This window comes from Embleya hyalina, from assembly GCF_003967355.1.
Classification (GTDB): Bacteria; Actinomycetota; Actinomycetes; order Streptomycetales; family Streptomycetaceae; genus Embleya; species Embleya hyalina.
Genome location: NZ_BIFH01000056.1, coordinates 63,532 through 76,106 on the forward strand (window position 1 = coordinate 63,532; position 12,575 = coordinate 76,106).

The window sequence follows — 12,575 nt, forward strand, 5'->3', positions numbered from 1 at the left end:
CGCCGGTCGCGGGCTCGTCGATCGTGGGTGAAATTCCGGATACGGACAGCGACTCCTGCGACTACCCTGAGTCCCGAGCGCGTGCGGTACCGCGCGCCTCGGGGATGGGGGCCTCATGCCGTTGCAACCGCGTTTTCGGAGATCAGCAGGCTCGCAGCGGCGATTCGTCGACCGGGAAGAGGCCACGTCGGCCTTCGAGGCGGTGTGGACCGGCGCCGGGGACGGCCTGCGGGTCGTGAACGTGACCGGTGTCGGCGGCATCGGGAAGTCGCGATTCCTGCGGGAGTGCCAGGCACGGTCGACGGCCGAGGCCCGCACCGTGCTGCTCGATCTGCAGATTCCCGCGCTGCGTGAACAGGACGCCGCGCTCGCGGTGTTACGGTCGGGCTTCGGCGCCCAGGGGGCTGCCTTTCCCCGCTACGACCTCGCCTACCTGGCGCTGTGGCAACGCCTGCACCCACACCTGCAGATCTCACTCGCCGACGTCGCGGCCCGCCAGCAGAGCGACGTCCTGGCCGATCTCGCGGACGCGGTGGGCGGGTTGCCGGTGTTTCGGACCGTCGGTGGGCTGCTGAATCTGGCCGGTCGTTCGTCCGAGAGGTTCAGGCGCTGGCGCTGGCTCAAAAACGACGAAACCCTCCAGCGGCTCGACGACCTCGATCCGGCCGAACTCGCCGACGCCGCGACCTTCCTGTTCGCCGAGGATCTGCGGCTGGCCAGTGCCGAGCAGCGCTATCTCGTCTGCGTCGACGCCTACGAGGCACTGGTGGGCGGCAGCACCCGGGCCGGTCGGACCGCCGGGCTGGACGCGTGGCTGCGCGATCTCGTCTCGCAACTGGACCGAGGCGTGGTGGCCATCGCCAGTCGCGAGCCGCTGGGCTGGGAGACGTACGACCGCCAGTGGGCGGCACATACCGCGCCCATTCCGCTCGACGGCCTGCCGATGACCGCGCGGGTCGAGCTCCTCGAAGTGCACGGGGTGTCGGACGTGCGGCAACGCGCCGCGTTGGCCCGGGCCAGCTCCGGGGTGCCCTTCTATCTGAATCTGGCCCTCGACGCGGACACCGGCACGGATCGCGGCGACGGAGCGCTCACTTCCGCCGTGTCGGGCGAGGAGATCCTGGAACGCTTCCTGCACCACGTGGACCCGCAGGAGGTCCGGCTGCTCGAAGTGCTCTCCGTGGCCCGCACCGTCGACTACGAGATCTTCCGCACGGTCGCGGCCGCGTTCGGCCTCGCGGCGGATCGGCGGACCTGGGAGACGTTGACCGCGTACTCGTTCGTCCAGCCGGCCGGCCTCGAGCGGTTCCAACTGCACCAGTTGATGGCCGGCGAGTTGCGGGCCCGCCAGACGACGGAGCTGCGCCGGGCCGTGCACCGAGTGCTCCGGGCCGAGTGGCGTGCCCGGGCCGACGTCTCCGGGGCAGCGGTGGCGAGCATCCGCAGAACCACCGGGGCACAACTGCGCGAGGTCGTCTACCACAGCATGCACGCGGGGGACTTCACCCCGGCCGAACTGCTCGCCCTCACCGCGGAGATCGCCGCGAGCGGCGGCATTCGCTCGCTGGGCGGGGTGGTCGAGGACGTACGGCGGTTCTGCGCCGCCGCCGAGCACCCGCGCCCGGATCTGGAGACCGCCGCGCGCTGCGTCGAGGCCGAGACCGCGATCCTGGTCGGGGACGTCGAGCACGCCGAGGCGCTGACCTGCGGTCTGCTCGGCATCGACGGCGATGACTCGGCCCAGGTGCGGTTGGGGCTCGCCGGGGCGGATGCGTTGCGGGTGCTCGGACGTACCTCGGAGGCACTGGCGCGCTACTCGGCGTTGTGGCAGCGGGCCACCGTTCCCGAGGGACGCAGCGCGGCGTTGTGGGCGGCCGACCTGTACATGGCCGGTGGGCGCTTTCGCGACGCGGAAACCGTGGTGAACGGGCTCACCGCCACCCTGCATCGCGACGAACATCTGCTGCGCGGAGACACCGCGCGGCTGCTTCACCTGGGTCGACGGTTCGCGTTCGACTTCCCGGCCGCTCGCAGCAGTCTGGACCAGGCGCAACTGCACTACCTGGAGGCCGGATCCGCGGTCCATCTCGCGAACCTGGTGGTCAACCGGGCCGAGTTCCTGGCCTGGACGGAACCCGAACACGCCGGCGACGTGGCGGACGAGGCGATCACGGCGCAACGCGAGATCGGCGCCCTGCACGAGCTCGGCAAGGCGTACACGGCCAAGGCACTGGCCCTGCTTCGCTGCGGGCGCACCGCGGAGGCCGAGTCGTCGCTGGACACCGCGCTGGAGGTGCTCGGCCGGGCCCGATACCGGTCGGGCACGGCACGGGCCCAGTTGGTCCGATCGCTCGCGCTGTTGCGTCGCGGCGAATCGGAGAACGCGCGCAGCACCGCGGAATGGGCGATTCGGGAGTTCGAGGCGGCGGAGGTGTATCCGACGCTCGTCCTCGCCTCGCTGAGCACTCTGCGCAGGTCGGGGCTGGATCGACCGGAGCACGCGGCCTCCCTGGCCCGGGCGCGCGCCGCGATCCGTCCCGTCGACACCCTCGGTGCGCTCGAGGCGAGAGTGGACGCCTGGATCGCCGGCGTCCTGGGGGAGCGGGCATGACGCCGGATCCGATCACGCTCTATCGCGAGGCCCGCGCGTCGGGTACGAGCGCGTCCGGGTTCTACAACGACAACGTGCGATCCGAGACGGACGACGGGGCGGTGATCGTCCGCGTCCCGATCCACGGCGCGGACGGTATGGACCTGCGCGTATGGCCGGAGCACGAGGTGATCCCGGCGGTCGCGCCGTGGGTCGCCGCGATCCCCGAGGTCCTGCACGTCTCGGCGGATCCGGTGTTCCAGATCCACCGCTTCATCGCGGGTGACGTGGTGGACACGATCGCTCCGCGCGGCACGGCGGTGCCCACGCATCTGCCCGGGGACGTGGTGCGCTTCTTCCGCGACATGTCCGAGGTGCCGTACGACGTCCTCCCCGACCCGCCCGCGGACTGGCCGAAGGAGGGGGACACGGCCGGGTTCGGGGCACGGCTGTCGGCGGTCACCGCCGACGTCTGGCGGCGCTTTCGCGAGCCGTACGCGGCGCTGTACGCGGCTCTGGGGGTGCCGGCGGATCCGCTCGATCGGGTGGAGACGGATTGGCCCGCGCTGACGGGGCGGGTGTTTCGCGCGCTGCACTGCGACGTGCATCGCAAGAATCTGATCGTGGCGGCGGGCCGGACGTACTTCCTCGACTGGGAACTGGCCCTGTGGGGGGATCCGCTCTACGACCTGGCCGTGCACCTGCACAAGATGGACTACCTTCCGGCCGAGGCCGAGGCGGTGCGCGACGGCTGGCTCGCGGCGATGCCGGCCGACGCGCGGACGGCGGCCGCGGTGGATCTGCCCGTGTACATCCGGCACGAGCGGGTCAAGTCGGCCCTCGTGGACACCGTCAGGTATGCCAAGTTGATCGCGGCGGCGGTCGACCCGAGGACCGCGGCCCGCCTCGTCGCCTCGTTGACCACGAAGCTCAACCGGGCCAGGGCGGTCTGGGGCCTGGACGATCGGTTGGCCGGCGAGGAGATCCGCCGGATCCTGGGCGCACACGCGCCCGCCGTCGTGGAGTGACCCGGAAGCCGAAGCGTCGGTCCGCCGGGGGACGGGGGGTTTGTCGGGACGCGCCTGGGACGTCGAGTGGGGTGGGATTTGGGTGGGGGAGGGCCCTGGGAGTTTGGGCGGAATCACGGGTGAGCGCAGAGGTTTCGCCGGGGCGTGGGGTCGTGTTCGAAGGGACCCGATGGGGCGCTCGGGTAGCCTGAGCGCTTGTCTTTGGTTGTCTTTCGGTCTGGAGCAGAGCCGTCGCAGTGAGTACCGCAGCCGCGTCCCATCTGTCCCCGGCGTTTCCGAACCGTGCCTCGTGGGGTACGGCGAACAAGTTGCGTGCTTGGCAGCAAGGGGCCCTTGATCGGTATCTGGGGCGGCAGCCTCGGGACTTTCTCGCGGTGGCGACGCCCGGTGCCGGGAAGACCACGTTCGCGTTGCGGATCGCCTCCGAGTTGCTCGACGCGCATGTGGTGCACCAGATCACCATCGTGGCGCCGACCGAGCATCTGAAGAAGCAGTGGGCCGAGGCCGCGGCGCGGATAGGGCTGCGGATCGATCCGAATTATTCGAGTTCGTCGGGGCCGGTCTCGCGGGAGTATCACGGCATCGCGGTCACCTACGCGGGTGTCGGCGTGCATCCGATGTTGCATCGGCGTCGGGTGGAGAACCGCAAGACGCTGGTGATCCTGGACGAGATCCACCACGCGGGCGACAGCAAGTCGTGGGGCGAGGCGTGCATGGAGGCGTTCGAGCCGGCCACCCGGCGGCTCGCGTTGACCGGTACGCCGTTTCGGTCGGACATCAATCCGATTCCGTTCGTGGCGTACGAGGAGGGCAAGGACGGCATCCGGCGTTCGTCGGCCGACTACACCTACGGGTACGGCCACGCGCTCTCGGACGGCGTGGTGCGGCCGGTGATATTCCTGTCCTACTCGGGTGATCTGCGCTGGCGGACCAAGGCCGGGGACGAGATCGCGGCCTCGCTCGGCGAGCCGATGACCAAGGACGCGATCAGTCAGGCCTGGCGTACCGCGCTGGATCCGCAGGGGTCGTGGATGCCGCAGGTGTTGCGGGCCGCCGACAAGCGGTTGGGCGAGGTGCGCAAGGCCATTCCGGACGCGGGTGGTCTGGTGATCGCCACCGACCACGAGTCGGCTCGGGCGTACGCGCGGATGATTCGGGAGATCACCGGTCAGGGCGCGACGCTGGTGCTCTCCGACGACGCCGGCGCCTCGAAGAAGATCGAGGACTTCTCCGCCTCCGAGGAGCGATGGATGGTCGCGGTGCGGATGGTGTCCGAGGGGGTGGACGTACCTCGGCTGTCGGTGGGCGTGTTCGCGACGACGATCTCGACGCCGCTGTTCTTCGCCCAGGCCGTGGGGCGCTTCGTTCGGGCCCGCCGGCGTGGTGAGACCGCGTCGGTGTTCCTGCCCTCCGTGCCGACGCTGCTCCAGCACGCGAACGAGATGGAGATCGAGCGCGACCACGTGCTGGACCGCCCGAAGAAGGAGGGCGGGATGTACGACGAGGAGGACGCCCTCCTCGCCCAGGCCAACGCGCAGAAGGACGAGCCGGGACAGCAGGAGGAGTTCGCGTTCGAGGCGTTGGAGAGCGAGGCCCGGTTCGACCGGGTGTTGTTCGACGGCGCGGAATTCGGCCTCCAGGCGCACGTGGGCAGCGAGGAGGAGCAGGAATACCTGGGGCTGCCCGGGCTGCTCGAACCCGACCAGGTGCAGATGCTGCTGCAATCGCGGCAGGCCAAGCAGGTGGCCAAGAGCCGACGCAGGCCGGACCACGAGGCCGACCTGTCGGAGAAACCGGCCGACCAGCGCCCGGTGGTGACGCATCGTCAGATGACCGCGATGCGCAAGGAGCTCAACACCATGGTGGCCGCCTGGCATCACCGCACCGGGCAGACGCACGGGCAGATCCACAACGAGCTGCGGCGGGTGTGCGGCGGGCCGGCGGTGGCCCAGGCCTCGGCGGGGCAGTTGGAGGCGCGGATCGGGAAGATCCGGGAGTGGGCCACGTCGGGTCGGTGAGTCCGGGGCCGGGTGGCGTGCCGCGGGGGATTGCCGAGTCCGGGGCCGGGTGACGCGCTGAGGAGGGGCGGTGAGCCCGAGCGCTTGCCCGAGCCCTCGCACGAGCCCGTTCCCTCGCCCGAGCCCTCGCCCGAACCCGAGTCGAGTCTGGTCGAGGCGTGATCCACCCGGGCGGTGTCCTGCGATTTCGGCCGATGTCGGCGGTTGGAATCCTCTGGTTTCGGCCACTCGCACGGGCCCGCGGACCGTGGGGCGGACCGCCTTCGATCTCAGGGGTTGGGACGAGGTGTCCGGCTGGTGAGTACGGGCCTGCCCCGAGATCGCCGTACGCGCAACGTGGCGAGGATCGCATGTTGTGGATTGGTTTGCTTATGGCTTATGTCCTGATTCATCTGATATTTTAGCTGTCCGTATCTCGGATATCCGGTGCCAAAGCCTTCCCCTCTGGTTAGCGTGATCCTCTGACGCCTCGCACAGGAGAAACCGTCCTGCGTGGGCGTGGGAACCCGTTCGGCCTGCCCGTCGAATGGTGACGAGTACGTGTCCTGGCCCCATGACCTGGCGCCGCACAGCCTCGCGAATGTGGCGTTCCGTTCGGGGATCGAACGCCGCCGCTGGACGTAATGCAACGTCACGCGAAGGGAGGGGGGCCGGTGGTCGCCGAGACGTCACAGACCCTGGACCGAGGACTCAAGGTTCTCGAACTGCTCGCCGATGCCTCGGACGGCTTGTCGGTGTACGACATCACCGCCGCACTGGGCGTCAACCGCACCGTCGTCTACCGCATTCTCGCCACCCTGGAGCAACACGGCCTGGTCCGCCGCGACGAGAGCGGACGCACGAAGCTCGGCCTCGGTGCGCTGCAACTGGCCCGTCGGGCCCACCCGCTGGTCCGCGACGCGGCGGTGCCGTGTCTGCGTCGGCTCGCCGAGGAGACCGGGGCCACCGCGCACCTGACCATCGTGGACGGCATGGAGGCCCTCGTGGTCGCCGTGGCCGAACCCACCTGGACCGACTACCACGTGGCCTACCGGGTCGGCTCGCGGCACCCGCTGGACGCGGGTGCGGCGGGGTTGGCGATCCTGGCCGCGCGTCGGGTGATGGCCGGGCTGGACGGGCCCAGGTCCTATGTGTACGCCCCCGGCGACGGTCGGAACACGGTGCCGGGGATCGCCGCGGCGGTGCCGGATCTGGCGGCGGTGGAATCGAGCGTCGGGATCGTCTCGCTCGGGAACCTGGACACCGAACGCCTGGGGCATCGGGTGGCCGAGGCGGCGGCCGAACTGTCCAACGAACTGGGCGGCGTGCGGGTGTCCGCGGCGTAGGGTCGGACCCGGTGTGGCGCCGGTGCGGCGCCTGCGGGGGCGGTGAGGCGAGTCCGGTACGGCGTGGGTGGTCGCGCCGTGTTTAATTGCCAAGCGTGGCCCGAACCAAGCTCACCCTGCCGGTGTCTCTGCTCCTCGTCGCGTGCCTTCTCGGCTTCGCGTTTCTGGTGCCGATGCCGTACGTCCTGATCACGCCGGGCTCGGTCGCCGACACGCTCGGGGACGACGGGGGGCGGCCGGTGGTCGAGATCTCGGGGCCGGCTCCCGTGTACCCGACGACCGGGCACCTGTTGCTGACCACGATCCACGCGAGCGGGCGGAACGAGAAGCACCGCCTCGGGTCGCTGCTTTCCGCCTGGTGGGACGAGGAGGAGTCGGTGGTGCCTCGGAAGTCGATCTACCCGGACGGCAAATCGGTCGAGCAGGTCGTCGAGACCAACGTCAAGGACATGGTCAAGTCGCAGGACAGCGCGACGGTCGCGGCGCTTCGGTATCTGGGCAAGTCGCCGGAGGACGTCAAGGTCACGTTGCACCTGTCCGATGTCGGCGGGCCCAGCGCCGGGCTGTTCTTCGCGCTGGGCATCGTGGACAAGATGACCGAGGGGCAGCTGACCGGCGGGCGGACGATCGCGGGCACGGGGGCGATCGATCCGAACGGCAAGGTCGGCGAGATCGGCGGGTTGCCGATGAAGCTGTTGGCGGCGAAGCGGGCGGGGGCGACGGTGTTCGTCCTGCCGAGGGGTGAATGCGGCGAGGCCGGGCGAGTGGGGAGTGGGGGGCTGAAGCTGATTCCGGTGGAGACCCTCTCGGGGACGGTCGACGCCTTGAACGCGCTCAACGCCGGGGGCAAGGTTCCGTCGTGTTGACGCCGTTGGCCTCGAGCGTGCGGCGAGCCGGCTTGTCGTTCGGCTGACGTCGCGTCTTCGTCGGCCTTTTCGGCCTCGAGGGCCGGCCGGGCCGGTTTGTCGTTCGGCCGACCTCGGGCGTTGGTTGCGGCCGAACGCCCCGGCGGCGGGTCGCCGCGCGCCTCCCGCCGGTCCCGTGTCCGGCTCACCCCTCCGTTACCGCGCACTCGACCAGCGGCAACACCCGGTACGGCACCGGGTTCTCCGTCGCGATCGTCGTGGAGGCGCGGACCACCGCGTCCAGTTCGACGATCCCTTCGATCACCTGCTGCAGGTGCGCGTTGGAGCGGGCCACGATCCGGCACAGCAGGTCGCCCCGACCCGTGATCGTGTGCACCTCCAGTACGTGCGGCACACACTCCAGGTGTTTGCGCACGTCACGCCCCTGCCCCTGGCGGATCTCCAGGGTCATGAACGCGGTCACCGGGAAGCCGAGCGTGGCCGGGTCCACGTCCGGTCCGAAGCCCCTGATCACACCCGCCTCGCGCAGGCGGTCCAGGCGCGCCTGGACCGTCCCGCGCGCCACGGCGAGTCGGCGCGAACACTCCACGACACCGATCCGCGGCGTCTCCACCAACAACCGGATCAGCGCGGCATCCAACCGGTCGATCTGCACGGTGCCCTCCCTCGGGGTACTCGGTTCCCGGTGCCTACCCTGGGGCCATTCACGGCCACACCGGGAGGCAGAAAGCATGACGACCGACCTGATCGCGGCGCTGCGGGAGGATCTACCCGCGCACGTCCTGGTGACGGACGCGGACATCGCCGCATCGTACGCGCGTGACATGGCCGGCCTGTGTGCGGCCGGTAACCCTGCGGTGGTGGTCCTCGCCGAGACCACCGAACAGGTGCGGCACGTGATGCGCGTGGCCACCCGGCTGCGGGTGCCGGTGGTCCCGCAGGGCGCCCGGACCGGACTGTCGGGCGGGGCCAACGCGGTCGACGGCTGCATTGTGCTGTCACTCGTACGGATGAACCGGATCCTGCGCGTCGACCCCGTGGACCGGGTCGCCGTGGTCGAGCCGGGCGTGGTCAACGCCGACCTGTCCAAGGCCACGGCCGAGTTCGGCCTGGTCTACCCGCCGGACCCGTCCAGCTGGGAGACCTGCACGATCGGCGGCAACATCGGCACCGGCGCGGGCGGACTGTGCTGCGTCAAGTACGGCGTGACCGCCGAGTACGTGCTCGGCCTGGAGGTCGTCCTCGCCGACGGGCGGGTCCTGCACACCGGGCGCCAGACCGCCAAGGGCGTCGCGGGCTACGACCTGACCCGCCTGTTCGTCGGCGCCGAGGGCACCCTCGGGGTGGTCACCCGGGCCACCCTCGCACTGCGCCCCACACCGCCGCCCGCGCTGGTGACGGTGGCCCAGTTCGCCGACACCGCCTCGGCGGCTCGCGCGGTCGCCGCGATCATGGCGGCCGGGCACACGCCCTCGCTGATGGAGCTGATGGACCGCACCACGCTGCGGGCGGTGAACGCGCTGGCCGCCATGGGCCTGCCCGAGCACAGCGCGGCGCTGCTCCTGATCGCCGTGGACACCCCGGAGCCGGCCGCCGAGCTGGCCGCGATCGAGGCGATCTGTACCGGGGCGGGCGCGTTCGAGGCGTTCACCGCCGAGGACGCCGAGGACTCGGCGATGTTCATGCAGGCCCGCCGGCTCGCGCTGCCCGCCCTGGAGCGGCTGGGCACGAGCATGATCGACGACGTCGCGGTGCCGCGCTCGCGACTGGGCGACATGCTCGACGGGGTGGCCGCGATCGCCGAGCGCCACGACACCGTGATCGGGGTGTGCGCGCACGCGGGCGACGGGAACACCCACCCGATCGTGATCTTCGACGCGACCGACCCGGCCGCGGTCGAGCGGGCCGGCGTCGCGTTCGACGCGATCATGCGACTCGGCCTGGACCTCGGCGGCACGATCACCGGCGAACACGGCGTGGGCACACTCAAGCGGGAGTGGCTGGCGGAGGAACTCGGGCCGGTGGGCGTCGAGGTGCAGCGCGGCGTCAAGGCCGCGTTCGACCCGCTGGGCATCCTCAATCCGGGCAAGGTGGTCTGAACGAACCCCGACCGGGGGCGATCCGGAGTACCCGCTGCTCCCTCGGAAGTGCCGCCGACTGCTCCCGGGGTGGCATGCCCTGGGGGTACCTCGGGGTTCGGGTCGTCCTCGGGTAGTAGGCGTGATCGGCACTCCCGGCCGACGCCCGAATGGGGGTACGACACCTAGGTTTGGCTGTGTCGCCCCTGCTGGGGCGCACGGTGTCGCCCTCTCGGGGCGGACCGGGGTTCGTTCGGAGGTGGCGGTCGTGGAGAAGCGGGACAGTCGAGAGGTACGAGTCGCGGCGATCGCGCTGCGCCGCCGTCGACAGGCACGCGCGCAGGCCACCGCCCGACTCGTCACCGCGATCCGCCGAGCCGCCTGACCGGCTCCTTCGTCGATGTACGGCCCCGCAGCCGAGGTGGGGTCACAGCGCGCCAGGCTCGTGTCCGGCAGCCCCGCCCGGGGATCTTCGGCGGCGCCGTCCACGCCGCCGGCGGTCGGGCGGTCCGGGCCGTGCTGCGCGGCCGACGCGTGCGCGGGGAGCGGCGTGTCGTTGGCGGCGTCGTACACCGGGGACGGCACGGGGCCGCCGTGTTTGTCCCGCCGGTCCGCTCCGCCCCGCCGGTCCGCTCCGCCCCGCACTACGCGCATCAGGGCTTGGGCGACGTCCACGTGATGCACCGTCGGCAGCCGTCGATGCGGTGCCCGACCGGCGATCTGCGGCAGGAAATCGCGCATGCGTGTCGCTGTCGCCCTCGCCGTACACGAACGCCAACCGCAGGATCACCACGTCGAACCCGAGCGCCTCGCGCAGCGCGAGCAGTTCGGTGTCGGCGACGGCCCCGGTGGACGCGTAGGGCCCGAACACGCCGCTCGGCTCGGCCGGATCGCCCTCCGGGGCCGGCCGAGCCCCGTGCCGTGGACCAGGTTCGTACTCGTGTGCACGAAGCGCCGCCCCTGCTGTCGACGCCCGCCGGGCCGGCGTCGCGGCCGCCTCCAGGGCGACCGCGCGCGCCGGCTCGTTTGGGACGCCCCGGAACGCGGCGGCGAGGTCGATCACGACGTCGACGCCCGCGAGCGCCGTCGCCCGGTCGGACGGGTCGAGCAGGTCGCCGACCACGACCTCGGTACCGGTCGGCGCGCGGTGCGGGTCGCGAACCGGGACGCGAACCGGGACGCGTACGGTGTCGCGGGGGTCGAGCGCGGCCCGCAGGCGGGGGACGAAGCGGGTGCGGACGTTGCCGGTGGCGCCGGTGACCGGGATCGTGCGCATGGTGGTGTTCCCGAGGGGGTGGGGCCGAATCCGGTGTTCCGAACTCGGTGCGCCCGGCCTGGTGGGGTGGGTCCGGTCGCGGGAGAGACCCGCTGGACCGCGGACGCGTCGGCCGCGAACGTGCTGTCCGGGGACTGCGTATCCAGGGACACATGGTCCCTGGATACCGCGCCGACCAGGTCGGATGCTGGGGACATGAGCGATCGACGCGAACTTGCCGGCTTCCTGACGCGCAGCCGGGAGCGGTTGTCCCCGGCGGACGTGGGGCTGCCCGACGGCTCCCGGCGGCGCACCGCGGGGCTGCGGCGCGAGGAGGTCGCGCGGCTGGCCGGGATGTCGGTCGACTACTACGCGCGGCTGGAGCAGAACCGGGGTCCCAACCCGTCGCCGCAACTGCTCGCCGCGCTGGCCCGCGCGCTGCGGTTGGACCGGGACGGCCGCGATCACCTGTTCCACCTGGCCGGGCAGGTCCCGCCGGGGCACTCGTCGGGTCGCGACGCGCACGTGCCGCCGGCGATGTTGCTGGTGCTCGATCGGCTGCACGACGTGCCGGCGCAGGTGGTCTCCGATCTGGGCGACGTGCTCGCGCAGAACACGATGGCGGTCGCGTTGATGGGGCCGGGCGTCGGACGCAACATCCTGGTGCGGTGGTTCACCGAGCCGGACTCGCGGTCGCGCTTCCGGGCGGAGGACGCCGACGCCGCCTCGCGTACCCACGTGGCCGATCTGCGGGCCACGGTCGGGCGGCGGGCCGGCGATCCCCGGGCGGCGGCGCTGGTGGCGCAACTGTCGGCGGGGTCGGCGGAGTTCGCGGAGTTGTGGGCCGCGCACGATGTGGCGGTGCGTCGGTCGTCGGAGAGGACGTTCCGGCATCCGTCGATCGGCGACATTACGGTGCGGTGCCAGGTCCTGGTCGCGGCCGAGGTGGATCAGCGGCTGATCGTGTACGCGGCCGAGCCGGGGAGCCGGGCGGCGGAGCAGTTGGCGCTGCTTCGGGTCGTGGGCGTGCAGACCATGACGGCCTCGGCGGAGGCGGGCCTGGGGCGGGAATGAGCCGCGTGGGCGGGCCGGCCTTCGGCCGGGGCGTCGTCGAACCGGGCCGGCCTCCGGCCCGGTTGTCCTCAAACGCCGGACGGGCTGGAGAGTTGCTTGCGTTCGGGCTCGGGCCGAACCGGTTGCGTCGGGTTTCGGCTGGGGCTGCGCGTGTGGTGTCGGGCCGAGTCGATGTCGGCCGGCCTCCGGCCCGGTGTCCTCAAACGCCGGACGGGCTGAAGGGGTTTGGTGTCCCCGGTGCCGGGGTTGCGGTTGGGTGGTGTTCGGCCGGTGTCCTCAAACGCCGGACGGGCTGAGGGGGTTTGGTGTCCCCGGTGTCGGGGGTTGCGGTTGGGTGGTGG

The 12,575-nt window shown here is 71.5% G+C and carries 9 protein-coding genes; 7 read left to right on the forward strand and 2 right to left on the reverse strand.

The window, feature by feature from the left end; genetic code table 11:
* The first annotated feature begins 115 nt into the window (after positions 1-115).
* The 5 genes from EMA17_RS52395 (at position 116) to EMA17_RS48425 (ending at position 7,827) form a co-directional block, all read left to right on the forward strand.
* The gene (locus EMA17_RS52395; protein WP_160161845.1) at positions 116-2,611 is read left to right on the forward strand and encodes an aminoglycoside phosphotransferase family protein; all 2,496 of its coding nucleotides are present in this window, start codon (positions 116-118) and stop codon (positions 2,609-2,611) included.
* Positions 2,608-3,618: a phosphotransferase family protein gene (locus EMA17_RS48410; RefSeq protein ID WP_160161846.1), complete on the forward strand. Its 1,011-nt coding sequence runs from the start codon at positions 2,608-2,610 to the stop codon at positions 3,616-3,618. The genes EMA17_RS52395 and EMA17_RS48410 overlap by 4 nt, the downstream gene beginning before the upstream one ends.
* A 236-nt stretch (positions 3,619-3,854) precedes the next feature.
* Entirely contained in the window at positions 3,855-5,636 is a 1,782-nt protein-coding gene (locus EMA17_RS48415) for a DEAD/DEAH box helicase (protein ID WP_126643618.1), read from the forward strand.
* Positions 5,637-6,289: 653 nt separating this feature from the next.
* Positions 6,290-6,961 carry an IclR family transcriptional regulator gene (locus tag EMA17_RS48420; protein ID WP_126643619.1) on the forward strand — a complete coding sequence of 224 codons (672 nt, stop codon included), beginning with the start codon at positions 6,290-6,292 and terminating at the stop codon, positions 6,959-6,961.
* Between the two features lie 95 nt (positions 6,962-7,056).
* Positions 7,057-7,827 carry a YlbL family protein gene (locus EMA17_RS48425; RefSeq protein WP_126643620.1) on the forward strand — a complete coding sequence of 257 codons (771 nt, stop codon included), beginning with the start codon at positions 7,057-7,059 and terminating at the stop codon, positions 7,825-7,827.
* A 184-nt stretch (positions 7,828-8,011) separates the two neighbouring features.
* Here EMA17_RS48425 and EMA17_RS48430 read toward each other — a convergent pair whose 3' ends face one another.
* Positions 8,012-8,482: an Lrp/AsnC family transcriptional regulator gene (locus tag EMA17_RS48430; RefSeq protein ID WP_126643621.1), complete on the reverse strand. Its 471-nt coding sequence runs from the start codon at positions 8,480-8,482 to the stop codon at positions 8,012-8,014.
* Positions 8,483-8,558: 76 nt separating this feature from the next.
* Here EMA17_RS48430 and EMA17_RS48435 point away from each other — a divergent pair, with 76 nt between their 5' ends.
* Complete coding sequence (locus EMA17_RS48435) at positions 8,559-9,926, forward strand: FAD-binding oxidoreductase (RefSeq protein WP_126643622.1); 1,368 nt, start codon at positions 8,559-8,561, stop codon at positions 9,924-9,926.
* Positions 9,927-10,332: 406 nt separating this feature from the next.
* On the opposite strand, the gene EMA17_RS48440 is transcribed toward EMA17_RS48435, so the two are convergent.
* Positions 10,333-11,181, reverse strand: a complete 849-nt coding sequence (locus EMA17_RS48440; protein ID WP_126643623.1) for an NAD-dependent epimerase/dehydratase family protein — start codon at positions 11,179-11,181, stop codon at positions 10,333-10,335.
* A gap of 195 nt (positions 11,182-11,376) precedes the next feature.
* Here EMA17_RS48440 and EMA17_RS48445 point away from each other — a divergent pair, with 195 nt between their 5' ends.
* On the forward strand, positions 11,377-12,234 hold the full coding sequence (locus EMA17_RS48445) for a helix-turn-helix transcriptional regulator (protein WP_126643624.1): 858 nt from the start codon (positions 11,377-11,379) through the stop codon (positions 12,232-12,234).
* Positions 12,235-12,575 lie beyond the last annotated feature (341 nt).